This is a genomic window from Streptomyces sp. HUAS CB01 (genome assembly GCF_030406905.1).
In the GTDB taxonomy this organism is placed as follows: Bacteria; Actinomycetota; Actinomycetes; order Streptomycetales; family Streptomycetaceae; genus Streptomyces; species Streptomyces chengbuensis.
This window is the reverse complement of record NZ_CP129137.1, coordinates 2,538,692-2,563,243: the sequence shown is the minus strand read 5'-3', so window position 1 is coordinate 2,563,243 and position 24,552 is coordinate 2,538,692. Positions and strand designations below refer to the sequence as shown.

The 24,552-nt window shown below is 74.1% G+C and carries 23 protein-coding genes; 19 read left to right on the top strand and 4 right to left on the bottom strand.

All coding sequences use genetic code 11. The annotated features are described in order from the left end of the window. Positions 1-23: 23 nt before the first annotated feature. Together QRN89_RS11435 and hemW are read left to right on the top strand one after the other, a co-directional pair. Positions 24-1,931, top strand: coding sequence for a SpoIIE family protein phosphatase (locus QRN89_RS11435; protein ID WP_290353660.1), 1,908 nt, complete (start codon positions 24-26; stop codon positions 1,929-1,931). A gap of 119 nt (positions 1,932-2,050) precedes the next feature. Beyond that, entirely contained in the window at positions 2,051-3,253 is a 1,203-nt protein-coding gene (hemW, locus tag QRN89_RS11430) for a radical SAM family heme chaperone HemW (protein WP_390701723.1), read from the top strand. A 984-nt stretch (positions 3,254-4,237) separates the two neighbouring features. On the opposite strand, the gene QRN89_RS11425 is transcribed toward hemW, so the two are convergent. Both QRN89_RS11425 and QRN89_RS11420 read right to left on the bottom strand, forming a co-directional pair. Continuing rightward, the gene (locus QRN89_RS11425) at positions 4,238-5,038 is read right to left on the bottom strand and encodes a DUF3097 domain-containing protein (protein WP_290349247.1); all 801 of its coding nucleotides are present in this window, start codon (positions 5,036-5,038) and stop codon (positions 4,238-4,240) included. Between the two features lie 10 nt (positions 5,039-5,048). Next, the gene (locus QRN89_RS11420; protein WP_290349246.1) at positions 5,049-5,771 is read right to left on the bottom strand and encodes an MBL fold metallo-hydrolase; all 723 of its coding nucleotides are present in this window, start codon (positions 5,769-5,771) and stop codon (positions 5,049-5,051) included. A 188-nt stretch (positions 5,772-5,959) separates the two neighbouring features. Here QRN89_RS11420 and hrcA point away from each other — a divergent pair, with 188 nt between their 5' ends. The 4 genes from hrcA to QRN89_RS11400 all read left to right on the top strand — a co-directional run bounded on the left by hrcA (position 5,960) and on the right by QRN89_RS11400 (position 10,129). Continuing rightward, positions 5,960-6,976 (top strand): heat-inducible transcriptional repressor HrcA, encoded by a 1,017-nt coding sequence (hrcA, locus tag QRN89_RS11415; protein WP_290349245.1) that lies wholly within the window; start codon positions 5,960-5,962, stop codon positions 6,974-6,976. Beyond that, positions 6,977-8,113, top strand: coding sequence for a molecular chaperone DnaJ (dnaJ, locus tag QRN89_RS11410; protein ID WP_093656903.1), 1,137 nt, complete (start codon positions 6,977-6,979; stop codon positions 8,111-8,113). A 214-nt stretch (positions 8,114-8,327) separates the two neighbouring features. Further along, a complete protein-coding gene (locus QRN89_RS11405) occupies positions 8,328-9,401 on the top strand; it encodes a nitronate monooxygenase (RefSeq protein ID WP_290349244.1) in 1,074 nt (357 codons plus the stop codon). Then, the gene (locus tag QRN89_RS11400; protein WP_290349243.1) at positions 9,398-10,129 is read left to right on the top strand and encodes a 16S rRNA (uracil(1498)-N(3))-methyltransferase; all 732 of its coding nucleotides are present in this window, start codon (positions 9,398-9,400) and stop codon (positions 10,127-10,129) included. Before QRN89_RS11405 ends, QRN89_RS11400 begins: the two co-directional genes overlap by 4 nt. Positions 10,130-10,377: 248 nt before the next feature. Here the strand turns inward: QRN89_RS11400 and QRN89_RS11395 are convergent, their stop codons facing one another. Continuing rightward, positions 10,378-10,740: a hypothetical protein gene (locus QRN89_RS11395; RefSeq protein WP_290349242.1), complete on the bottom strand. Its 363-nt coding sequence runs from the start codon at positions 10,738-10,740 to the stop codon at positions 10,378-10,380. Positions 10,741-10,804: 64 nt separating this feature from the next. Between QRN89_RS11395 and QRN89_RS11390 the strand changes: the two genes are divergently transcribed. The 4 genes from QRN89_RS11390 to QRN89_RS11375 all read left to right on the top strand — a co-directional run bounded on the left by QRN89_RS11390 (position 10,805) and on the right by QRN89_RS11375 (position 13,836). After that, on the top strand, positions 10,805-11,353 hold the full coding sequence (locus tag QRN89_RS11390) for a hypothetical protein (protein ID WP_290349241.1): 549 nt from the start codon (positions 10,805-10,807) through the stop codon (positions 11,351-11,353). Between the two features lie 153 nt (positions 11,354-11,506). Further along, positions 11,507-11,866, top strand: coding sequence for a histidine triad nucleotide-binding protein (locus QRN89_RS11385; protein WP_290349240.1), 360 nt, complete (start codon positions 11,507-11,509; stop codon positions 11,864-11,866). A gap of 29 nt (positions 11,867-11,895) precedes the next feature. After that, a complete protein-coding gene (locus tag QRN89_RS11380) occupies positions 11,896-12,804 on the top strand; it encodes a ribonuclease Z (protein WP_290349239.1) in 909 nt (302 codons plus the stop codon). Between the two features lie 30 nt (positions 12,805-12,834). Then, the gene (locus tag QRN89_RS11375) at positions 12,835-13,836 is read left to right on the top strand and encodes an adenosine deaminase (RefSeq protein WP_290349238.1); all 1,002 of its coding nucleotides are present in this window, start codon (positions 12,835-12,837) and stop codon (positions 13,834-13,836) included. A 238-nt stretch (positions 13,837-14,074) separates the two neighbouring features. Here the strand turns inward: QRN89_RS11375 and QRN89_RS11370 are convergent, their stop codons facing one another. Then, on the bottom strand, positions 14,075-15,361 hold the full coding sequence (locus tag QRN89_RS11370) for an MFS transporter (protein ID WP_290349237.1): 1,287 nt from the start codon (positions 15,359-15,361) through the stop codon (positions 14,075-14,077). Between the two features lie 335 nt (positions 15,362-15,696). Here QRN89_RS11370 and QRN89_RS11365 point away from each other — a divergent pair, with 335 nt between their 5' ends. From QRN89_RS11365 to QRN89_RS11325, 9 genes are all read left to right on the top strand, one after another. Next, positions 15,697-16,806 (top strand): carbohydrate kinase family protein, encoded by a 1,110-nt coding sequence (locus QRN89_RS11365; RefSeq protein WP_290349236.1) that lies wholly within the window; start codon positions 15,697-15,699, stop codon positions 16,804-16,806. 269 nt (positions 16,807-17,075) lie between these two features. Beyond that, positions 17,076-18,098, top strand: a complete 1,023-nt coding sequence (locus QRN89_RS11360; protein ID WP_290349235.1) for a PhoH family protein — start codon at positions 17,076-17,078, stop codon at positions 18,096-18,098. A gap of 14 nt (positions 18,099-18,112) precedes the next feature. After that, positions 18,113-18,610 (top strand): rRNA maturation RNase YbeY, encoded by a 498-nt coding sequence (ybeY, locus tag QRN89_RS11355; RefSeq protein ID WP_290349234.1) that lies wholly within the window; start codon positions 18,113-18,115, stop codon positions 18,608-18,610. Beyond that, positions 18,607-19,875 carry a hemolysin family protein gene (locus QRN89_RS11350; RefSeq protein WP_290349233.1) on the top strand — a complete coding sequence of 423 codons (1,269 nt, stop codon included), beginning with the start codon at positions 18,607-18,609 and terminating at the stop codon, positions 19,873-19,875. Before ybeY ends, QRN89_RS11350 begins: the two co-directional genes overlap by 4 nt. An 8-nt stretch (positions 19,876-19,883) precedes the next feature. After that, positions 19,884-20,237 (top strand): MmcQ/YjbR family DNA-binding protein, encoded by a 354-nt coding sequence (locus tag QRN89_RS11345; protein ID WP_290353659.1) that lies wholly within the window; start codon positions 19,884-19,886, stop codon positions 20,235-20,237. Positions 20,238-20,762: 525 nt separating this feature from the next. Then, positions 20,763-21,116, top strand: coding sequence for a cytidine deaminase-like protein (locus tag QRN89_RS11340; protein ID WP_290349232.1), 354 nt, complete (start codon positions 20,763-20,765; stop codon positions 21,114-21,116). A gap of 1 nt (position 21,117) precedes the next feature. Further along, positions 21,118-21,480 (top strand): hypothetical protein, encoded by a 363-nt coding sequence (locus tag QRN89_RS11335; RefSeq protein ID WP_290349231.1) that lies wholly within the window; start codon positions 21,118-21,120, stop codon positions 21,478-21,480. 418 nt (positions 21,481-21,898) lie between these two features. Then, the gene (locus tag QRN89_RS11330) at positions 21,899-23,236 is read left to right on the top strand and encodes a WxL domain-containing protein (RefSeq protein ID WP_290349230.1); all 1,338 of its coding nucleotides are present in this window, start codon (positions 21,899-21,901) and stop codon (positions 23,234-23,236) included. A gap of 59 nt (positions 23,237-23,295) precedes the next feature. Further along, entirely contained in the window at positions 23,296-24,303 is a 1,008-nt protein-coding gene (locus tag QRN89_RS11325; RefSeq protein ID WP_290349229.1) for a WxL protein peptidoglycan domain-containing protein, read from the top strand. The last annotated feature ends 249 nt before the right edge of the window (positions 24,304-24,552 follow it).

Genomic DNA, 24,552 nt, shown 5'->3' with positions numbered 1-24,552 from the left:
GTCGCCGCGTGGGGTCCGTTCCGATGCAGCAGGAGACCACTCACCGTTCGGTGCACCTGCTCTCTCAGCGTGGCGACGCACGCTCGGTCGCCCGTACCAGCCTCCCGGGGAACCCGCTCGCCGCGTCCGCCGCCCGCCGCTTCGCGCGGACCGCACTCGCCGACTGGACGCGGCTCGGGACGGTCACCACGCGGGGCACGGACCGGCTCGCCGACGACGCCGTGCTGGTCGTCAGCGAACTCGTCACCAACGCCGTCGTCCACGCGGGCACCGGCGTCGAGGTCCTCGCCCGGCTCGACCCGGCCACCGGCGACGACCCCGCCTCCCTGGTGATCGAGGTCTCCGACCACCATCCGTCGCGGGCGGTGCGCAGCGACGGCCCCGAGCCGGACGGCACGGCCCCGGGGGAACCGGAGTACGGGCGCGGACTCCATCTCGTCGCCACCCTCGCCGCGTCCTGGGGGATCACCTACCGGCCGGGTCTCAAGACGGTCTGGGCGCGCCTGCCGCTCGACGGGTTCGACGGAGGCGCCCCGGCCGGAGGCGCCCCGGCCGGGGGCGGCGAGGCCGCCGGGCAGCGTGGGGTGCGGGCCGCGGAGATCCTGGCCCCCTCGCCGCGCAGGAGCGTCCGTGACGACCGCGCATGGGTCGGCCGCGGCGCGCTCTCCTTCCTCGCCGAGGCGTCCGACCTGCTCGCCGGGCAGCTCGACGAGGACATGGTCGCCGCCCTCGCCGGACAGCTGCTGGTGCCCAGGCTCGCCGACTGGTGCGCGGTCTGGCTGGACGGCGAGACGGGCCCGGCGCCCCGGCCGGCCCGGGTCTGGCACGCGGACGAGTCCGCCATCGAGGGCCTGCGGGAGGCTCTGGCCGGGGACCCGCCCCGGTTACCGGACGAGCCGCGCGGCACGGCCGTGCCGGTCCGGGTCGCCTGGCCGCCCACGGGCGCGGGCAGCGCGGTCGCGTTCCGGCTCACCGTCGGCGCACGACCGCTCGGCACCCTGCTGCTCGGCCGGGAGGCGCCGCCCGGAGTCCCCGACGAGGCGATCGCCCTGCTCGAGGACTTCGCCCGCCGCGTCGGCCTCGCCATCGGCGCCGCCCGCCAGTACACCCGGCAGGCCACGATCAGCCGGGTCCTGCAGCGCGGCCTCCTGCCCGCCCAGGTCGCCCGCATCCCCGGTGTCGACAGCTCCCTGGTGTACGAGCCGAGCGACGAGGGGCTCGCGGGTGGCGACTTCTACGACATCTTCCCGGCGGGCAGCGGCGGCCGCTGGTGCTTCATGCTCGGCGACGTCCAGGGCAGCGGGCCCGAGGCCGCCGTCGTGACCGGCCTCGCCCGGCCCTGGCTGCGGCTGCTCGCCCGCGAGGGCTACCAGGTCGCCGGTGTCCTCGACCGGCTGAACGGCCTGCTCCTCGACGACGCGCTGGAAGCGGCCGAGGCGGCGGCGCTGATGGCGGCCGGCCCCGCCGTCGCCGGCAGCGCGGGCGCGGGCTCCGGCGCCGCCCACGAGGGGCCTCAGTCCCGGTTCCTCTCCCTGCTCTACGGCGAGCTGACACCGCTGCCGGAGGGCGGCGTCCGCTGCACCCTCGCCTGCGCCGGCCATCCGCTGCCCCTGCTCCTGCGCCCCGACGGGACCGTCCGCCCCGCCGCCGCCTCCCAACTGCTCCTCGGCGTGGTCGAGGACGTCGCGTACGAGAGCCAGACCTTCGAGCTCACCCCCGGCGACACCCTGCTGTGCGTCACCGACGGGGTCACGGAGCGACGGTCCGGGCAGCGGATGTTCGACGACTCCGACGGACTCGCCCAGGCACTCGCCGGCTGTACCGACCTCACCGCCGAGGGTGTGGCGAACCGCATACGCCAGGCGGTGCACACGTTCGCGGAGGCCCCGCCCGACGACGACCTCGCCCTGCTCGTGCTCCAGGCCCGCTGACCGGCCCGACGGGCCGGTCGCGCGGGGCGGTACGCGCGGGGTGCCCGGCCGTGGCCGGGACACCCCGCGCGTACCGGACAATGGGATGCATGCCTTCCGCACTGCCTGATGGTGAGCCCATGCCCGTCGACGGGGCGCTGCCCCCGCACGCCCTCACGGGCGCGGGCGACCGGCCCCTCGGGTTCTATCTGCACGTCCCGTACTGCGCCACGCGCTGCGGCTACTGCGACTTCAACACGTACACGGCGAGCGAGCTGCGCGGCACCGGCGGCGTGCTGGCCTCCCGCGACAACTACGCGGACACGCTCGTCGAGGAGATCCGCCTCGCCCGCAAGGTCCTCGGCGACGACCCGAGGCCGGTCAGGACCGTCTTCGTGGGTGGCGGCACGCCCACACTGCTCCCCGCCGCCGACCTCGTCCGGATGCTGGGCGCCGTACGCGAGGAGTTCGGCCTGGCCGAGGACGCGGAGATCACCACGGAGGCGAACCCGGAGTCCGTGGACCCGGACTACCTGTCGGAACTGCGGGCCGGCGGCTTCAACCGGGTGTCCTTCGGCATGCAGAGCGCCCGGCGGCACGTGCTGAAGGTGCTCGACCGCACCCACACGCCGGGGCGGCCCGAGGCGTGTGTCGCGGAGGCCCGGGCCGCGGGCTTCGAGCATGTGAACCTCGACCTCATCTACGGCACCCCGGGGGAGAGCGACGACGACTGGCGCGCCTCGCTCGACGCGGCGATCGGCGCCGGCCCCGACCATGTGAGCGCGTACGCCCTGATCGTGGAGGAGGGCACGCAGCTGGCCCGCCGGATACGGCGCGGCGAGGTGCCGATGACGGACGACGACGTGCACGCGGACCGGTATCTGATCGCGGACGAGGTGCTGGCCGCGGCGGGCTTCGACTGGTACGAGGTCTCCAACTGGGCAGGTTCGGAGGCCGGGCGCTGCCTGCACAACGAGCTGTACTGGCGCGGCGCGGACTGGTGGGGCGCCGGGCCGGGCGCCCACAGCCACGTCGGCGGGGTGCGGTGGTGGAACGTGAAGCACCCCGGCGCGTACGCGGCGGCGCTGGCGGAGGGCCGTTCGCCGGGCGCCGGGCGCGAGGTCCTGCCGGACGAGGACCGGCGGGTGGAGCGGGTGCTGCTGGAACTGCGGCTGCGCGAGGGCTGCCCGCTGGACCTGCTCCGGCCGGCGGGCCTCGCCGCGTCCCGCCGGGCCCTGGAGAGCGGCCTGCTGGAGCCCGGGCCGTACGAGGCGGGCCGGGCGGTGCTCACGCTGCGGGGCCGGCTGCTGGCGGACGCGGTGGTCCGGGACCTGGTGGACTGACGGGGCCACTTGCCCGGCACGGCCTCCTGCCTGCCCGGCGGAGGGGGCGAGGGGCCCGTCCGGGCGCCTCAGGGGCGGCTCACGGCCAGGCTCGGGCCGGCGCATGCCGCGAGCCGAGGCCCTGCGCGTGCGGCGAGGTTCAGGCGCGGGCGGACCCCGGTCCGGGCCTTGGCCCGGCGGTGCGTGCTGCGTGGTTCGGCCGTGCGCGGGCGGCGAGTGTCAGGCCCTGCGCGCCGTGAGGCCGTGCGCGCCGCGAGGTCCTGCGCGTGCTGCGTGGTTCGGGCCCGGGCCGGTCTGGGGCGGCGCCCTGGCCCGGTGGCGTGTGCCGCGTGGTTCGGGCCGTGCGGATGCCGCGAGGCCTCCGGCCCGGGCAGGCCCCGGTCCGAGCCCTCCCCTGCGCATGCGGCGAGGTTCAGGCGCGGGCGGACCCCGGTCCGGGCCCTGGTCCGGCGGTGCGTGCTGCGTGGTTCGGGCCCTGCGCGCCGTTTGAGGTCCTGGGCGTGCTGCGGGTTCGGGCGCGGGCGGCGAGTGTCGGGCCCTGCGCGCCGTTTGAGGTCCTGGGCGTGCTGCGGGTTCGGGCGCGGGCGGCGAGTGTCGGGCCCTGCGCGCCGTTTGAGGTCCTGGGCGTGCTGCGGGTTCGGGCGCGGGCGGCGAGTGTCGGGCCCTGCGCGCCGTTTGAGGTCCTGGGCGTGCTGCGGGTTCGGGCGCGGGCGGCGAGTGTCAGGCCCTGCGCGCCGCGAGGTCCTGGGCGTGCTGCGGGTTCGGGCGCGGGCGGGCCCCGGTCCGGGCCCCGGTCCTGGCCCTGGGGCGGGCCCTGGGGCGGCCTGTGCCGCGATGCTCGGGCCCTGCGCATGCCGCGAGGTCCGGACGCGGGCGGGCACCGTCGCGAGGTCCAGCACCTGCCGGCGCCGCGCGTGTCCGGCCCGTGCTCGCCGCGCGTGCACTGCCTCTCGGCTGCCCCGCGGTGTTCGGGCCGCGCCGGGCTCAGGCCGTCACGAAGTCGATCAGTTCCTCGACCCGCCCCAGCAGCGCCGGTTCCAGGTCCTTGTAGGTGTTCACCCGGGACAGGATGTGCTGCCAGGCCGCCCCCGTGTTCGGCGGCCAGCCGAGCGCCCGGCAGACGCCCGTCTTCCAGTCCTGCCCCCGCGGCACCGACGGCCAGGCGGGGATGCCCAGCGAGGACGGTTTCACGGCCTCCCACACGTCGATGTAGGGGTGACCGACCACCAGGACGTGCGGGTCCGTCACCGACTCCGCGATGCGGGACTCCTTGGAACCCGGCACCAGATGGTCCACGAGGACGCCCAGCCGCGCATCGGCGGCCGGGGCGAACTCGGCGACGACGGCGGGCAGGTCGTCGACGCCCTCCAGGTACTCGACGACCACGCCCTCGATGCGCAGGTCGTCGCCCCAGACCTTCTCCACCAGTTCCGCGTCGTGCCGCCCCTCCACATAGATGCGGCCCGCGCGGGCGACCCGGGCGCGGGCGCCCGGCACCGCGACCGACCCGGAGGCCGTGCGGGTGGGCCGCGCCGGCGCCCCGGACGACGGCCGGACGAGCGTCACCGGCCTGCCCTCCAGCAGGAAGCCCCGCGGCTCCAGCGGGAAGACCCGGTGCTTGCCGAAGCGGTCCTCCAGCGTCACCGTCCCCGCCTCGCACCGGATCACCGCACCGCAGAAGCCCGTGGAGACCTCCTCGACCACCAGGTCGGGCTCGGCGGGAACCTCCGGCACGGGAGCGGACCGCTTCCACGGGGGCGTCAGATCGGGGCTGTAGCTGCGCATCCGTCAGACGCTACGACACCCCGAACCGCCGGGCCAGTTCATCGCGTTGGGCGCGTACGAAAGCGGCGTCCACCGCCGCCCCGTGCCCCGGTACGTACACCGCGTCCTCCCCGCCCAGGGCGAGCAGCCGGTCCAGCGCCGCCGGCCAGCGGGACGGGAGGGCGTCCGGACCGGCCTGCGGGTCGCCCGACTCCTCCACCAGGTCGCCGCAGAAGACGATCTCGCGGTCACCGGGAACCAGCAGCACCAGGTCGTGACGGCTGTGACCCGGGCCGACGTTCGCCAGCATCACCTGGCGGCCGCCGAGGTCGAGCGTCCACTCGCCCGAGACGACGTGCCGAGGGACGACCAGGGCGTCGGCGGCCCGCGCCGCGTCCTCCGGCGGCACTCCGTGGCGGATCGCGTCGTCGCGCAGCACGGCCCGGTCCCGCAGCAGGAGGCTGTCGACGCCCACCGCCCCGTACACCTCGGCCCCCGGGAACGCCGCCGTCCCCAGGACATGGTCGAAATGGGGATGGCTGAGCGCGATATGCGTCACACGCCGACCGCCGAGGAGGGACTCGGCCTGGGTCCTGAGCTCCTCCCCCTCGCGGAGCGTCGAGCCCGTGTCGTACAGGAGCACCGCGCTCCCACCGGCCACCAGGCCCACCGTGGCGTCCCAGACGGGCAGGCGGCGCCGCCCGACGCCGCCGGCGAGCCGCTCCCAGCCGAAGTCTTCCCAACGGACGTCCATACGGCGACGCTATCCCGGAGCGACCAGCGGCGTCATGGCTCGTCGCGACGGGGTAGGGTGTCCGGCCGCCCTTGCTAGGGACGTACCTCCCGGCCGTACACTGGGCCGGGGAAAACTGGCACTCAGCGAGGCCGAGTGCCAGACAGGGCCGAAGGACCGCCGAAGAACCACAGCTGGAGGTGTGCGCCATGCTCAGCGAACGCAGACTCGAGGTGCTGCGCGCCATCGTCCAGGACTACGTGGGCACCGAGGAGCCCGTGGGTTCCAAGGCGCTCACCGAGCGGCACCGGCTCGGTGTCTCGCCGGCGACGGTGCGCAACGACATGGCCGTGCTGGAGGAGGAGGGCTACATCGCCCAGCCCCACACCAGTGCCGGCCGCATCCCCACGGACAAGGGCTACCGCCTGTTCGTGGACAGGCTCGCGGGGGTCAAGCCGCTGTCGTCGCCCGAGCGCCGGGCGATCCAGAACTTCCTCGAGGGCGCCGTCGACCTCGACGACGTCGTCGCCCGTACGGTGCGGCTGCTGGCGCAGCTGACCCGGCAGGTCGCCGTCGTGCAGTACCCGTCGCTGACCCGCTCCACCGTGCGGCACGTGGAGCTGCTGGCGCTCGCCCCGGCACGGCTGATGCTGGTGCTGATCACGGACACGGGGCGGGTCGAGCAGCGGCACGTCGACTGCCCCGCGCCGTTCTCCGACACCTCGCTCGCAGATCTGCGGGCCCGGCTCAACAGCCGTGTCGTCGGACGGCGGTTCACGGACGTGCCGCAACTGGTGCAGGATCTCCCGGAGTCCTTCGACCTGGAGGACCGCGCCACGGTCTCGACGGTGCTCTCGACCCTCCTCGAGACACTGGTCGAGGACACCGAGGAACGGCTGATGATCGGCGGCACCGCCAATCTGACGCGTTTCGCGCACGACTTCCCCCTCACCATCCGGCCCGTGCTGGAGGCGCTGGAGGAGCAGGTCGTGCTGCTGAAGCTGCTCGGTGAGGCCAAGGACTCGGGCATGACCGTACGGATCGGGCACGAGAACCTCCATGAGGGACTCACTTCCACATCCGTCGTCGCGGTCGGCTACGGTTCGGGCGACGAGGCAGTCGCCAAACTCGGCGTGGTCGGACCGACCCGCATGGACTACCCCGGAACGATGGGAGCGGTACGCGCAGTGGCACGTTACGTCGGACAGATCCTGGCGGAGTCGTAAGTGGCCACGGACTACTACGCCGTACTGGGCGTACGCCGCGACGCATCGCAGGACGAGATCAAGAAGGCCTTCCGGCGGCTCGCGCGGGAGCTCCACCCGGACGTGAATCCGGACCCGAAGACGCAGGAGCGCTTCAAGGAGATCAACGCCGCGTACGAGGTGCTGTCGGACCCGCAGAAGAAGCAGGTCTACGACCTCGGCGGGGACCCGCTGTCCGCCGCCGGCGGCGGTGGCGCGGGCGGCTTCGGCGCCGGTGGCTTCGGCAACTTCTCCGACATCATGGACGCGTTCTTCGGGACCGCGTCCCAGCGCGGGCCGCGGTCGCGGACGCGTCGCGGCCAGGACGCGATGATCAGGCTGGAGGTCGAACTCAACGAGGCGGCCTTCGGCACGACGAAGGACATCCAGGTCGACACGGCCGTCGTGTGCACGACCTGCTCGGGCGAGGGCGCCGCGCCCGGAACCTCGGCGCAGACGTGCGACATGTGCCGCGGCCGCGGTGAGGTGTCGCAGGTCACCCGGTCCTTCCTGGGTCAGGTCATGACCTCGCGGCCGTGCCCCCAGTGCCAGGGCTTCGGCACCGTCGTCCCGACCCCGTGCCCGGAGTGCGCGGGCGACGGCCGGGTCCGGTCGCGCCGCACCCTGACCGTGAAGATCCCCGCCGGTGTCGACAACGGCACCCGCATCCAGCTCGCCGGCGAGGGCGAGGTCGGCCCGGGCGGCGGCCCGGCCGGCGATCTGTACGTCGAGATCCACGAGCTGCCCCACCCGGTGTTCCAACGCCGCGGCGACGATCTGCACTGCACGGTGACGATTCCCATGACCGCGGGCGCGCTCGGCACGAAGGTGCCGCTGGAGACGCTCGACGGCATGGAGGAGGTCGACATCCGCCCGGGCACCCAGTCCGGCCAGTCGATCCCGCTGCACGGCCGCGGTGTCACCCACCTGCGTGGCGGAGGACGCGGCGACCTGATCGTCCACGTCGAGGTGCAGACCCCCTCGAAGCTCGACCCGGAGCAGGAGCGCCTGCTGCGCGAGCTGGCGAAGCTGCGCGGCGAGGAGCGGCCGACGGGCCAGTTCCAGCCGGGGCAGCAGGGGCTGTTCTCCCGTCTCAAGGACGCGTTCAACGGCAGGTGAGCGGGGCGCACGGCGCACCGTCCCCCGGTCGGCAGTGTCCCGCCCGGGGAACCGGGTGGTGTGAGGCCGACCCCGACCGGGGCGGGGCCGTGGCCCGACGGGCCGGGCCCCGCTCGCGCCTCCTCACGGCCTGCCGCGGGCGCGCCGGGGGGAACCTGAGGAGGGCCGGAGGCCGGGATTCGGACGTGGGGGCCGGACGTGGCACCATGCGGGCATGTCCTCCGCGCTGACCGATCTCTGCCGTTACCCGATCGTGCAGGCCCCCATGGCGGGTGGCGCTTCCTGTCCGGAACTCGCCGCGGCCGTGTCCGAGGCCGGCGGGCTCGGGTTCCTCGCCGCCGGGTACAAGACCGCGGACGGGATGTACCAGGAGATCAAACAGCTCCGCGGTCTCACCGGGCGCCCCTTCGGCGTGAACCTCTTCATGCCGCAGCCCGCCTACGCCGACGCCGCGGCGGTCGACGTCTACCGGCACCAGCTCGCCGGCGAGGCCGACTGGTACGACACGCCGCTCGGGGACCCCGACTCCGGCCGGGACGACGGATACGAGGCCAAGCTGGCCATCCTCCGGGACGACCCCGTCCCGCTGGTGTCCTTCACCTTCGGCTGCCCCACCCCCGCCGCCGTCACCCAGCTGAAGCGCGCCGGGACGCTCACGGTCGTCACCGTCACCACGCCCGAGGAGGCGCTGGCCGCCCAGAACGCGGGCGCCGACGCCCTCTGCGTGCAGGGCGTCGAGGCCGGCGGCCACCAGGGCACGCACCGCGACGACCCCGCCCACGACGGCGGCGGCACCGGCCTCCTCGCGCTGATCGCGCTGATCCGCGAGACCGTACCCCTGCCGATGGTCGCGGCCGGCGGCATCATGCGCGGCGGCCAGGTCGCCGCCGTCCTGGCCGCCGGGGCCGACGCCGCCCAGCTCGGCACCGCCTTCCTCGTCTGCCCGGAGTCCGGCGCGCACGTGCTGCACAAGCAGGCCATGACCAGTCCGCTGTTCAACAGGACCGAGCTGACGCGGGCGTTCTCGGGCCGTCCCGCCCGCGGCCTCGTCAACCGCTTCATGAGCGAGCACGGGCCGTACGCCCCCGCCGCCTACCCCGAGGTGCACCACCTCACCTCCGGGCTGCGCAAGGCCGCCGCCAAGGCCGGCGATCCGCAGGCCATGGCCCTCTGGGCCGGCCAGGGCCACCGCCTGGCCCGCGACCTCCCCGCCGGCCGGCTCGTCGAGGTCCTCGCCGCCGAGACGGCCGCGGCCGGCTCCGCCCTCGCACTCCGGAACCCCGCGTGACCGCCCCCGTCTTCCTGGTCGAGAGCGTCCGCACCGGCACCGTCACCCTGGACGGGCCCGAGGGCCGGCACGCCGTCTCCGTACGCCGTCTGCGCGTGGGCGAGGAGATCGTCCTCACCGACGGCCGGGGCACCGGCGGCTACGGCACCGTCGCCGCCGTCGACGGCAAGGACCGCCTCGACGTCACCGTCACCGAGCTGCGCGAGGAGCCGGAGCCCACGCCCCGGATCACGGTCGTCCAGGCCCTGCCCAAGGGCGACCGCGGTGAGGTCGCCGTCGAGACCATGACCGAGACCGGTGTGGACGTGATCGTGCCGTGGGGGGCCGCCCGCTGCATCACGCAGTGGAAGGGCGACCGCGGCGCCAAGTCGCTCGCCAAGTGGCGTTCCACGGCCCGTGAGGCGGGCAAGCAGTCGCGCCGGCTCCGTTTCCCCGAGGTCGCCGAAGCCGCCACGACCAAGCAGGTCGCACGCCTGCTCGCCGAGGCGGACCTCGCGGTCGTGCTGCACGAGGAGGGCGCGGAACCGCTCGCCACAGCGCGGCTGCCGGCGTCCGGGGACATCGTGCTCGTCGTGGGACCCGAAGGGGGCGTCTCCCCCGAGGAGTTGGCCGCGTTCGCCGAAGCGGGCGCCAGGCCCTGCCGCCTGGGCAGGAGCGTCCTGCGGACCTCCACCGCGGGCACGGCGGCGTCCGCCCTGCTGCTGGGCCGTACCGGGCGCTGGTCCTGAGCCGGTACGCCCGGAGGGCGCGCTGCCTCGAGGGGTGACGCCCGGCAGGCCGCCCCGCGTCGGTCGGCCGGGCTGCTCGACTCGTACGCCCGGCTCCGCGTCGGTCGGCCGGGCTGCTCGACTCGTCCACACCGCTCACGAGTTCGTGGACCACGCCTCAACTCGTCGGCAGCGCTCCCCGGTCCGTCGATCGGCCGCCCTCGGCTCGCACTCCCCGGCTCCCGAGTACGAACGCCCGTCCCGGGGGCCTACGTGCCGTCCTGCCCGACGACCGCGTCGAACAGCGGCCAGCCGTCGATCTCGGCCGGAGGCTCGGCACCGGCGGCCGGCGCAGCCCGGAGCAACTTCCGTACGACGCCAGGCTCGTGGAGGTTCGTGTCCCCTCCGCTCACGGCGCCGACCGAACCGCCGCTCCAGTACGCGCCGCCGGACACGATCCGCCCGTCGCCCGCCCGGAAGACGATCCGCAGCCGGCTGCCGGTGCCCTCGCGGGTGAGGGACAGCGCATCGCGGCACGTGCCGTCCCGGTGCGAATGCCGCAGCGACCAGAACCAGACGGCGCCGTCGACGACCAGCCTGCGGACCCTGCGCGCCTCACCCGTACGGCCCACGGTACGGGGCCGTTGGCCGCAAACGGACTACCACGCCCCGTCCGCCCCTGGCACGCTGCCGCCCATGACGGCCCCTTTCCGTGTCCCCCGCAGCGTGCTCCCCGTGCTCCGCGTTCTCGCCACCGCCGTCTGCGCGGCCGGGACGGCGTCCGGCCTCGTGGCGTGTGAACCCGGGACGTCCGGCGGCCTGAGCGCGATGGCGGTGTCGTACACCACCGACATCGCGGGAACGCGGGCCCTGCAGAACGAGGGCGTACGCGTCCGGTGGCTCAGCTGTGCCGCGCGGCTCGACAGCGGTGCGAGCGCTTCCCCCTCGGCCCGTGCGGCGGCCGGTGTCGACTGCGAGGGCGAGACCGACGACGGTGGGAAGATCACCATCGGCGGCACGGTCACCCAGGAGATCGGCGGCCGGTGCGTGCACGGCGACCTCACGGCGAAGTCCGACGGCCGCCGGGTCTTCCGCGCCTACGTCCTCGGCGACTGCAACGCCCCGGTGCCCACCCCCAGCAGGACACCGGCGCCCCCGCCGCCGGCGCCGGGGGACGGAGGAGCGCCGCGCCCCACGGTCACGGTGACCGTCACCGTCACGGAGACCCGCACCCCGCTCGGGTAGGAGGGAGCCGGCCGACGCATCCCCGGCCCGGCGAGCCGGACAGGTCCCGCGCCCCCGCCCGGCGCGGTCCGCCCCCGGCCGCGCCGGCGGCGGACCCCGGCACCGATACCATGCAGTTCCACTGATCGTCGGAGTCGTGAAGGGGCCCGGACCATGGCGGGAGAACCGCAAGCCGACTGCCTGTTCTGCAAGATCGTGGCGGGGGAGGTGCCGGCCACCGTCGTCCGCGAGACGGAGACGACCGTCGCCTTCCGGGACATCAACCCGCAGGCACCGACGCACGTGCTGGTGATCCCCAAGGTCCACTACCCGGACGCCGCCACCCTCGCCGCGGCCGAGCCGGGCATCGCCGCCGACATACTGCGCGAGGCCGCCGAGGTCGCCGCGACGGACAAGGTCGACGGCTCCGGCTTCCGTATCGTCTTCAACACCGGCGCCGGTGCCGGCCAGACCGTGTTCCACACGCACGCCCACGTCCTCGGCGGCCGCGGGCTGGAATGGCCGCCCGGGTAGAGCGCCACCGAACAGGCACGGAGCCCATCTTGTCCGTACGCGAACTGGTCGTGCTCGGCACGGCCAGCCAGGTTCCCACGCGGCACCGCAACCACAACGGCTATCTGCTGCGCTGGGACGGCGAGGGCATCCTGTTCGACCCGGGCGAGGGTACCCAGCGGCAGATGCTGAGGGCCGGGGTCGCCGCGCACGACATCAACCGGGTCTGCGTCACCCACTTCCACGGTGACCACTCACTCGGCCTCGCCGGGGTGATCCAGCGCATCAACCTCGACCAGGTGCCGCACCCGGTCACCGCCCACTACCCGGCGAGCGGGCAGCGCTTCTTCGAACGGCTCCGGTACGCGACGGCCTACCGCGAGACGGTCCGGCTCGCGGAGGCGCCGGTCACCGCCGGCGGCATCCTGGCCGAGACGCCCTCGTACACGCTGGAGGCACGCCGTCTCGACCATCCCGTCGAGTCCTTCGGCTACCGGCTGACGGAGCCCGACGGGCGCCGCATGCTGCCCGAGCGCCTTGCCGCGCACGGCATCAAGGGGCCCGACGTGGGCCGCATCCAGCGGGAGGGCGCCCTCGGCGGTGTCGTGCTGGAGGACGTCAGCGAGGTGCGGCGCGGTCAGCGGTTCGCGTTCGTCATGGACACCCGGCTCTGCGACGGGGCACAGGAGCTGGCCGAGGGCTGCGACATGCTGGTGATCGAGTCGACGTTCCTCGACGAGGACGTCGCGCTGGCCACGGACCACGGTCACCTCACGGCGGGACAGGCGGCCCGTGTGGCGCGCGATGCGGGCGTACGGCACCTGGTGCTGACACACTTCTCGCAGCGCTACAGCGAACCCGACGAGTTCGAGCGGCAGGCCCGTGCCGCCGGCTTCGAGGGCGAGCTGTCCGTGGCCCAGGACCTCGTACGGGTCCCGGTCCCCAAACGCGAAGCCTGATCCACCCGCCGACGTCCGAGCGAGCACCCGATGTCACTGATCCCCAAGGCCGAACTGCACCTGCACATCGAGGGCACCCTCGAACCCGGGCTCGCCTTCGCCCTGGCCGAACGCAACGGCGTCGACCTGCCGTACGCCGACACCGACGCGCTGCGCAGGGCCTACCTCTTCAGCGACCTGCAGTCCTTCCTGGACCTGTACTACGGGCTGATGGCCGTCCTGCACACCGCGGACGACTTCACGGAGCTCGCCGACGCGTATCTGGCGCGGGCCGCGGCCCAGGGGGTGCGGCACGCCGAGATCTTCTTCGACCCGCAGGCCCACACGGAGCGCGGGGTGCCGATCGGCACGGTCGTCGAGGGCCTCGCGCACGCGCTGGACCGCGCCGAGGAGCGGCACGGCGTCTCCACCCGGCTGATCATGTGCTTCCTGCGCGACCGGTCGGCGGAGTCCGCGATGGAGACGCTCGACGCCGCGAAGCCCTATCTGCACCACATCACCGGTGTCGGTCTCGACTCGGCCGAAGTGGGGCACCCGCCGTCGAAGTTCCGCGAGGTGTACGCGGCCGCCGAGTCCCTCGGCCTGCGGAAGGTCGCCCACGCCGGGGAGGAGGGGCCGCCCGCGTACGTGCGCGAGGCGCTGGACGTCCTCGGCGTCGAACGGATCGACCACGGACTGCGGTCGATGGAGGATCCCGAGCTGGTCGAACGGCTGGCCCGCGAGCAGGTCCCGCTCACGCTCTGCCCGCTCTCGAACGTCCGCCTGCGCGCCGTCGACACCCTGGAGGACCACCCGCTGCGGGCCATGATGGACGCCGGCCTGCTGGTCACCGTGAACTCCGACGACCCCGCCTACTTCGGCGGCTACGTCGGCGACACCTTCCACGCGGTGCGCGAGGCGCTCGGGCTGACCCAGGAGCAGCTGCGGGGACTGGCCCGGAACTCCTTCCGCGCCGCCTTCCTGGACCACGACGAGGAGCGCCGCGAACGCTGTCTCGCGGAGGTCGCCGGCTACGACTTCGACCGGGAGTGACGCGGGGCGTCGAGTACGCGGCCCGGTCCGGCGCCCGGGCGGGCGGCGCCGGGACGTGCGGCGCACCGGCCCCGGGCGGCGGACCGTACGCCCGCAGCCGGCTGGCCGTGGTGGGTGTCCGGCCCGCCCGCGCCCGGGCCGCCCGGCGCGTCCCGCGAGGGGGGTTCCCGTGCCACCCGGCCGGTGGCACGGGACCGGAGCGACGGCGCGCACCCCCGAGGACGCGCCGTCGCCCGTCTCAGGAGGCCAGGACCTTCGCCGTGCCGGCCGGGGCGGTCTCCGCGACCGGGACGGTGATCTCCGCGAGCACCGCCGGCGCCGCCGCGGTGCGGCGCCGGATCGCGGCGGGCACCGGCAGGGGCACGGGCACCAGGCGCCGGCCCGAGACGTGCACGGCGACCGCGGTCATCGGCACCGCCACGACCAGCAGGGCCGCGCACAGCACGAGTCCCATGCCCGGGTAACCGGCGTGCGCCGACAGCAGGCTGCCCACCATCGGGCCGCACGCCACCCCCAGCGACGACGCCGAGCCGACGAGGACGGCCCAGCGCCCGCGGGTGTCGAGCGAGGCGGCGAGGCCGATGAGGTACGAGAGCACCACCGGGTAGAAGGTGTTCCACAGGATCTCGCCCACGGCGAAGGCGACCAGGCCGCGCGCGGACGAACTGACCACGATGCAGCAGGCGATGAGTGCCGTGCCCACGCCGATCGGCACCGCCCGCCCGCACCGTGCGCCCACGGCACCGGCGACGACGACACCGATGAGTCCGGCGCCGAGCGCCACGGCGAAGACCGCGCCGACGGTGACCTCGCTCAGTCCGGCCTGAGTGGTGCCTATCCGGCCGCTCACGCCCCACAGTGCGTTCTGCGCCATCGCCCAGCAGAGCATCGCGGCCGCGAGCACCGCCCCGGAGCGGAGGTGGGGGAGCGGGGGCCGGGAGGGACGCGGGTCCGGCACTCCCCGGACGCCCGGCACGCTCACCCGGGCCCCGGGGCAGTCCAGCCGCCTCGTCGCGGCCCATGCCGCGAGTGCCGCCACAGCGAGAGCCGCGAACGGCAGCGCATGGCCGCCGCCGAGCCGCGGGATCGTCAGATACAGGGCGCCGGCGGTCGCCGACACCGAGAGCAGACCGAGCGCGGACACCCGGTGCGGGTCGCGCTGGGCGGCGATGCCCGCCGCGGCGACCGCGGTCGCCGTGCCGGAGCCGAGGCCGCCCAGCGCGACGCCGGTGACGACCACGGGGACATCGGACGTCAGCGCGGCCGCGCCGTAGCCCGTGAAGGCGAGGACCAGTCCCGTCCGGGCGAGCCGGCGCGGACCGAACCGCTCGACCCGTGACGCGAGCGTGAAGCCGGCGGCCGAGGAAGCCAACAGCAGGACGGAGCCGACGAGTCCGGCCTGGGCGGGCGTGAGGCCGAGCCCGGCGGAGAGCCGGCCGACGACGGTGGGGAGGAGGTAGGAGGCGAGGTAGCCGACGGCGAAGACGGCGACGAGCGGCCACGCGGCGCGCAGGCGCGAGGACATGGGCGTTCCCGGGAACAAAGGGCTGAAGGCAGGGGGATCCACCGCGCCCTTGGGCGAGGAGGAGGGAGGAGCGCCCGGTGTCTTCTGCACGGGAACGCGCGCCAATTTGTATCAAGCGCTCCCGGCGGCGGAGAAGCGGAGACGCTGTGATGCGGGACACATCTGGTTTGTGCTGTGATCAGTCGGGTAGCAGAGACGCTTTTTCGTGGTCAGAGCCCGTCCGGGGCCGGTCCCGACCCGGGTTCCGGACGCCTTACGCGAGGACCCGGATCAGGCACACTGGCTTGATTCACACCGCTCTGTGCACCGCACCGCACGGCAATCCGGGAGCCACCGTGATCACGACCGACGGAGAGCAGCAGCAACACGCCGCGCACGTCGACCCGTTGGGTGCCCTGCGCACCGGAGGGGATCCGGCGTGCGACGTCTTCCTCACCGGCACGGTCTTCCTCGACATCGTCTTCACCGGACTGGACACCGCTCCGGTGCGCGGCACCGAGACATGGGCGCGCGGCATGGGCCAGAGCCCGGGCGGCGTCGCCAACATGGCCACCGCGCTCGCGCGGCTCGGGCTGCGCACCTCCCTCGCCGCGGCCTTCGGCGACGACTTCTACGGCGACTACTGCTGGGACGCCCTGGAACAGGGCGAGGGCATCGATCTGTCCCTGTCGCGGACCGTGCCCGGCTGGCACTCCCCGGTGACGGTCTCCATGGCGTACGAGGGCGAGCGCACGATGGTGTCCCATGGCCACGAGGCCCCGCTGTCCGAGACCGCCCCGGCGGCGGTGCCCCGGGCCCGGGCCGCCGTGGCCTCCCTCGTGCCCGGCCGGCTGGAGCCCTGGATCGCGGAGGCGGCGGGCCAGGGTGCCCGGATCTTCGCCGACGTGGGCTGGGACGAGACCGGCCGCTGGGACCTCCGCGCCCTGCCCGACCTCGAACGGTGCGAGGCCTTCCTGCCCAACGCCGCCGAGGCGATGCGGTACACCCGCACCGACTGCCCGCGCGCGGCCGCCCGGGTGCTGGCCGAGAAGGTGCCCCTCGCCGTCGTCACGCTCGGCGCCGACGGCGCGTACGCCGTGGACGGCGCCACGGGCGAGACGGCCGAGGTGCCGGCGATCGCCGTGGAGGCGCTGGACCCCACGGGTGCCGGTGACGTCTTCGTGGCGGGCTTCGTCACGGGCACCCTCGCCGGCTGGCCCCTCGCGGACCGTCTCGCCTTCGCCGGGCTGACCGCGGCGCTGTCCGTCCAGGAGTTCGGCGGTTCGCTGTCCGCGCCCGGCTGGTCCGAGGTGGCGGCCTGGTGGCAGTACGTCCGGGGCTGCGCGGACCAGGACCCCGAGGCGCTCGCCCGCTACGCCTTCCTGGCCCGGCTCCTGCCCGCCCCCGACCGCCCCTGGCCGCTGCGCCGGGCGGTCCCGACGATCGGCTTCCGGCGGCCGGTCTGAGCCGCCGCGGTGTCCCCGGCCGGCCCCGCCCCGCTCATGCCTCCCCTCGGCCTGCCGGGCCCCGCCGCCGGCCTCGGCAGGACCTCGTCCCCCCGTGCCGGCGGGCACCCCGTACCCGGAGGTCGTGCGGCAGGACGGGAGGGGGTTCTGCGGCGGTGCGGAAAAGCACTTAGGGACTGTCCGCGCGGGGTCGTACGCTGGTAACCCAGAGGTTGTCGAGCAGCGAGAACCCTGCAACAGGAGGTATGTGCAGGCCAGAGAGCCGGCCCATGACTCAGACACCCACAGACCAGACCCTCGCGCCGGGGCAGGCACGAGCCCTTTTCACCGTCCCCGCGAAGCACCCGATGGTGACCGTGCTCGGTTCTGGTGATTCCCTGCTGCGCGTGATCGAGCAGGCGTTCCCGACCGTGGACATCCATGTCCGCGGCAATGTGATCAGTGCGGTCGGCGAAGAGCGGCAAGTCGCACTGGTCCAGCGCCTTTTCGACGAGATGATGCTGGTGCTCCGCACCGGACAGCCGATGACGGAGGACGCCGTGGAACGCTCGATCGCCATGCTTCGCGAGGAAGGCGGGGGAGCGGCGGCCGAGACCCCTTCCGAGGTCCTCACCCAGAACATCCTGTCCAGCCGCGGCCGCACCATCCGCCCCAAGACGCTCAACCAGAAGCGCTATGTCGACGCCATCGACAAGCACACGGTCGTCTTCGGCATCGGCCCCGCCGGTACGGGCAAGACGTACCTCGCCATGGCCAAGGCCGTGCAGGCGCTGCAGTCCAAGCAGGTCAACCGGATCATCCTCACCCGGCCCGCGGTCGAGGCGGGCGAGCGCCTGGGCTTCCTGCCCGGCACGCTCTACGAGAAGATCGACCCGTATCTGCGGCCGCTGTACGACGCCCTGCACGACATGATCGACCCGGACTCGATCCCGCGCCTGATGGCCGCGGGCACGATCGAGGTGGCGCCGCTGGCGTACATGCGCGGCCGTACGCTCAACGACGCGTTCATCATCCTCGACGAGGCGCAGAACACGAATCCGGAGCAGATGAAGATGTTCCTGACGCGTCTCGGCTTCGAGTCGAAGATCGTGATCACCGGTGACGTCACCCAGGTCGACCTGCCCGGCGGGACCAAGAGCGGTCTGCGTCAGGTCCGGGAGATCCTGGACGGCGTCCCGGACGTGCACTTCTCCATGCTGACATCGCAGGATGTCGTCCGGCACAAGCTCGTGGGCCGTATCGTCGACGCCTACGAGCAGTACGACAGCCGCAACGGCAGCAACGGGAAGTGAAACCGGTCAGCACCATGTCGATCGACGTCAACAACGAGTCCGGAACCGAGGTCGACGAGCAGGCGATCCTCGACATCGCCCGCTACGCGCTCGCGCGGATGCGCATCCACCCGCTCTCCGAGCTCTCGGTGATCGTCGTGGACGCCGAGGCCATGGAGCAGCTGCACGTGCAGTGGATGGACCTGCCCGGCCCCACGGATGTCATGTCCTTTCCCATGGACGAGCTGCGTCCGCCCGTCAAGGACGACGAGGAGCCCCCGCAGGGGCTCCTCGGCGACATCGTGCTCTGCCCCGAGGTGGCGAAGAAGCAGGGCGAGGACGCGCCGACCCGGCACTCCATGGACGAGGAGCTCCAGCTGCTCACCGTCCACGGGGTGCTGCACCTGCTCGGGTACGACCACGAGGAGGCCGACGAGCGGGCCGAGATGTTCGGCCTGCAGGCGGCGATCGTCGACGGCTGGAGGGCGGAGAAGGGCCTGACCGGCCCGTCCCCGGCGCCGACCGTCTCATGAGCGCCCAGCTCGTCATCGGCGCCGTCGCCCTGGTCGTCGTGGCCTGGCTCGCGGCCTGCGCGGAGGCCGGCATCGCCCGCGTCTCCGCCTTCCGTGCCGCCGAGGCGCGGCGCTCCGGGCGGCGCGGCGCCGACCGGCTGGTCCAGGTCGCCTCCGACCCGACGCGCTACCTCAACGTCGCCCTGCTCGTGCGGGTCGCCTGCGAGATGGCGGCCGGGGCGCTCGTCACCTACGCGTGTCTGCAGGAGTTCGCGGAGACCTGGCAGGCGCTGGCCGTCGCCATCGGTGTGATGGTCCTCGTCTCCTACGTCGCCGTCGGCGTCTCCCCGCGCACCATCGGCCGCCAGCACCCGCTCAACACGGCGACGGCCGCCGCCTACGTCCTGCTGCCGCTGGCCCGGATCATGGGCCCGATCCCGCAGCTGCTGATCCTCATCGGCAACGCGCTGACGCCGGGCAAGGGCTTCCGCAAGGGCCCGTTCGCCAGCGAGGCCGAACTGCGCGCGATGGTCGACCTGGCCGAGCAGGAGTCGCTGATCGAAGCCGAGGAACGCAAGATGGTGCACTCCGTCTTCGAGCTCGGCGACACCCTGGTCCGGGAGGTGATGGTCCCGCGCACGGACCTCGTCGCCATCGAGCGCTACAAGACCATCCGCCAGGCCCTCACCCTCGCCCTGCGCTCCGGCTTCTCCCGTATCCCGGTCACCGGCGAGAACGAGGACGACATCGTCGGGATCGTGTATCTGAAGGACCTGGTCCGCAAGACGCACATCAACCGGGACGCGGAGGCCGAGCTGGTCTCCACGGCGATGCGCCCGGCGGCCTTCGTGCCCGACACCAAGAACGCGGGCGACCTGCTGCGCGAGATGCAGCAGGAACGCAACCACGTCGCCGTCGTCATCGACGAGTACGGCGGCACCGCCGGGATCGTCACGATCGAGGACATCCTGGAGGAGATCGTCGGCGAGATCACCGACGAGTACGACCGCGAGCTGCCGCCCGTGCAGGAGCTCGGCGACTCGCGCTACCGGGTCACCGCCCGGCTCGACATCGGCGACCTCGGCGAGCTGTTCGGCCTCGACGCGTACGACGACGAGGACGTGGAGACCGTCGGCGGACTGCTGGCCAAGTCCCTCGGCCGGGTCCCGATCGCCGGCGCCAGCGCCCAGGTCGAACTCCCGGACGGCCGCGCGCTGCGGCTGACCGCCGAATCCCCCGCCGGTCGGCGGAACAAGATCGTCACCGTGCTCGTGGAGCCGGCGTGAGCGGATCGCTGACGTCGCGCCGGCTGAAGGAACTCTGCCTGGAGCAGAACGCCGCGGTGGAGGACTTCCCCTTCGGTCCCGAGGTCTCGGTCTTCAAGGTCGCCGGGAAGATGTTCGCCCTCTCCGACCTGGCCGCGACCCCGCTGACGGTGTCGCTGAAGTGCGACCCGGACGAAGCGGTCCGGCTGCGCGCCGCGTACCCGGCGATCGTCCCCGGCTACCACCTGAACAAGCGCCACTGGAACACGGTCACGGTGGGGGAGCTCCCGGCCCGTATGGTCCGGGAGCTCGTCGAGGACTCCTACGACCTCGTGGTCGCCGGCCTGCCGAAGGCGGAGCGACTGCGCCTCGACCGGCCCTGAGGCCGCCGGGGCCGTGCCTTGACCGGCCCTGAGATCGCTCGGACTGCGCGGTGACCGGCGCTGGGCCCGGTGGGGTCGTGCGTCGCCGGCGGCGAAGTCGGCTGGTGTTGTGCGTCGGCGGCGGCGAAGTCGGCTGGTGTTGTGCGTCGGCGGCGGTGAAGCCTGCTGGGACGGCGCGTGGACCGGCGCTGAGCCACTCGGGCTGTGCCTTGACCGGCGCTGGACCAGCGCGGACTGCGCCTCGGTGGCGGTGAAGCCTGCTGGGACGGCGCGGTGACCGGCGCTGAGCTCGGTGGGGTCGTGCGTCGGTGGCGGTGAAGCCTGCGACTGCGCTGAGCCCGGTCGGACCATGCGTGGACCCGCCCTGAGCCCGTTCGGACTGCGCCGCGATCGCGCCTGCTCCGATCGGCCGCGCCCTCGGTGCCGGGTCCACCCACCCGCCGGCGGGCCCGGCACCCGGGCGGCCGATACGGGCCGTCGACGCCGCCTGCCGGGCGTGTCCGTGCCGCGAACTATGCTCGTCCCATGACTGAGAGCACCGGACTCGACCCCGAAGACCGCAAGATCATCTCGCTGGCGCGCAGTGCCCGCGCGCGCAACGGCGTGGCCGAGGGCGCGGCGGTGCGGGACGAGACCGGACGGACGTACGTCGCGGGCACGGTGGCGCTCGAATCGCTGCGGCTGAGCGCCCTGCAGACCGCCGTCGCCATGGCCGTGGCCAGCGGCGCCAAGTCCCTGGAGGCCGCGGCGGTCGTCGCCGACACCGACGCGGTCGCCGACGCCGACCGCGCAGCGGTCCGGGACCTCGGCGGCCCGGCCACGCCGGTGCTTCTCGCCGGCCCCGACGGCCTGCTCCGGGCGACCGTGACGGCGGGCTGACGTGTCCCGCACCTGGGGCCGGGTCGTCCTGGCGGTCGGCCTCGTCGGCGTCGTCATCAACGGTGTCGACTGGGCCGTCTCCGGCAGCGTCTCGTGGTCCGACGCGTTCCCGCTGTTCCTCACCGCGGTGGCGGGCGCCGAGCTGAGCATGGGCCCGCGCCGCCGGGCCCTGCGCACGGCCGCGGCCGTCATCCTGCTGACCGTCGGCTTCGCCGTCGGTGTCCCCGCGGCAGCCGACCTGGTCGCGGGTGCGCCCGTCGACTGGCTGGACCTGACGCTCGGTGTCCTCACCGCGCTCTACGCCGTCGTCGGCACGGCCGCCCTGCTCGCCCGCCGCCGAGCGAACCGCTCGGCACCGGTCTGACGACGGGGCCTTCCGCGACCCGCCGCGACGCCCCGCGCAGGACGGTGCGGGCGGTTGCGTACGGGGCCGGCCCTGGAACGGTTGCGTACGGGTCCGGCGCGGTTGCGTACGGGTCCGGCCCGCCGTGGAGCGGCCGCGCACGGAGGCCGGCCCCGTACGCGAAGGCCCGACCGCAGGGGCGTACCTGTTCGACCGTATCCGGCCGTGCCCTGGTCCGCCGGGCCGGATGCCGTATCGGGAATCCCCAGGCGTCATGAGGGACTGACCTGCCCAAACGCTGATCTTGAGCCCCCGGCGGCCTCGACCTTGACACGATCTGATGGGTCATCAGTCGGTGCATTTCGATTCCATTGACTTCTCTTTCCCCCACCCCGTCAATGACGGCCACCGAGTGAAGGCCGAGTGAAGGGGGAAGCACATGGCATCCCTGCCATCCACACCACGAAGACGCCGCTGGGCGGCGCTGCTGGGGGTGAGCGCGCTCGTGGCCACCGGCGGCGGGTTCCTCGCCCCCTCCGCCGCGGCCCAGGTGAAGGCGGCCCAGGCGGTCGACTTCCCGACGCGCTGCGTACCGCCGCCGATCTCCGGCATCCCGCCCATCGACGGCACGACCAGCGCCGAGATCACCGTCGACAACGCCGCACCCAGAGTCGGCGACACGGTCACCGTCACCTACACGGTGACCAAGCCCGCCGCGGGCAACCCCGTCGACCTGGCACTGCCCGCCGACATCATGACCCCGACCGGCAAGGTGACCCTCGGCGGCGCCCAGCCCGGCAGCGTCACCGTCGCCGGGCCCAAGAAGAACCCGCCCGTCCCCGGCAAGGCACCCTTCCCGGCGTTCTCCATGACCGGCACCTTCACGGTCACCGCGCCCGGCTCGATCACCCTCTCCCCGGGCGACTACAACATCCACACCAGCTACATCATGGAGCTCGACACCCCCTGCACGGTGACGAACCCGCCCGCACCCGTCTCGGAGACGATCGTCGCCACCGCCCAGCCCGGCGCCAACGAACGGTCCGTCACGCTCGGCACCGCCTCCGGCAGACCGGGCGACCAGGTGACCGTCACCGGCGCGAAGTTCACCCCCCTCGCGGACGTCACCGTCGCCGGCCGCGCCGGCGCGGCCGAGACCGCGGACAGGACGACCGTGAAGGCGAGCGCGACGGGCACCATCAGCGCCCGGCTCACGGTCACGGACAAGGCCACCACCGGAGTCGTCGCCTACGAGGGCCCCGCCTGGAGCGACGACAAGGGCGCGGGCCCGGCGGCCTACACCGTCGTCGACGACACCCCCGTGCCCGCGAACAGCCAGAAGCTCACCACGGCCGTGGCGGCCGGCACCCTGTCCATGACCCAGTCCGGTGACACCGTCCAGCTGACGTCCGTCGACTTCGGCAAGGGCGGCGCCGCCACCGGTGACCTCCACACGGTGACCGTCAAGGACTTCCGCGGCGGCCCCGCGGGCTGGTCCCTGACCGGCAAGGTCACCGACTTCACCGGCCCCGGCGGGAAGATCGACGCCGGCCGGCTGAGCTGGACCCCGGCCTGCACCACCAAGGCCGGCAGCCCCAGCACCTGCGCGGCGGGCTCCGCGGGCGCCGTCGGCACCGCCGGCGCCACCCTGGCCTCCACCCCCAACGGGGCGGTCACCGGCGGCGAGTTCACCGCGGGCGCGAAGGTGTCGCTGGACGTGCCGGCGTTCACCGCTCCCGGCGCCTACTCCGGCGTGCTGACCCTCACCCTCACCTGACACCCACGGCGGGCCGGGCGCGCACCCGGTCGGCCCGCCCCGACCCGGGGATCCGCACCGTGCGAAGACTGCCCGCACCCCTCACACCGCTGCCCGCACCCCGTGCGCGGCGCCTCGCTCCCCTGCTCACGCCCCTTCTCGTTCCCCTGCTCGCGCTGGCCGCGCTGCTGTGCGCCGTCCCCGCCGCGCACGCCGCCGACAACGGCGAGTGGTCCGTCGAACCCACCGCCTCCGGCCTGGGCCGCCGCCCGTACTTCTACCTCTCCGCGGACCCCGGCACGAAGCTCACCGACAGCGTCACCGTGACCAACAAGACCGCCGCCCCGCTGACGTTCCTGCTGTACGCGGCGGACGCCCACAACACCGAACGGGACGGGGGCTTCGCCGTCCGCACCCGCGAGGAGAGGCAGCGCGGCGTCGGCGCCTGGGCGAAGCCGGACCTGGCCCGGGTCACCGTGCCCGCCCGTTCCGCCGTCACCGTGCCGTACACCCTGACCGTCCCCGAGGACGCGGAGCCCGGTGACCACCCCGGCGCGCTCGTCGCCCTCGACGAACGGGTCGCGGCCAGGGCAGGGGAAGCCGTGGCCGTCGGCATCCAGCGGGCGGTCGGCGCCCGTGTGTACCTCCGCGTGAACGGCCCGGCGATGCCCGCGCTCTCCGTCGAGGACGTCCGCTACACCCCGGACAAGCCTCTCGTGCCGGGCACCGGCGACAGCAGCGCCCGCGTCTCGTTCACCCTCCACAACCGCGGCAACGTCACCCTCAACCCGAAGGTCGCCCTCCGCGCCGAGGGCCTCTTCGGCCGCACCCTGCTTGCCCGGGACCTGACCGGCGTCCCGGGCGAGCTGCTGCCACGGCAGAGGATCAGGCTCACCGCGGACTGGGCCGGAGCCCCGCAGCTCGACTGGGGCGAGGTGACCCTCACGGCGAGCGCCCACGACGCCCGCGGCTCCGGCGGGGTGTCCTTCCTCGCCGTGCCCTGGCTGGTCGCGGCCGTCCTGGGCGTGGCCGGGGTCGGAACGCCGGTGTGGCTGCGGGCCCGGCGCCGGACGGTGCGCGGAAGCTGACGCGCCCCGGCCGGCTGTTCGGCCGCGCACGCCGTGCCCTGGCTGGTCGCGGCCGTCCTGGCCGTGGCCGGGGCCGGAACGCCGGTGTGGCTGCGGGCCCGGCGCCGGACGGTGCGCGGAAGCTGAGGCGCCGGCCGGCCGGTCGGCCGCGCTCGCCGGTCCCGCCACGGCGGTGCGGCACGGGTGGGACCACCGCACGGCAGCGGCGCCCGGGCCGCGCACCCGCTCGGAAGGGGGCCCGACCGGTCC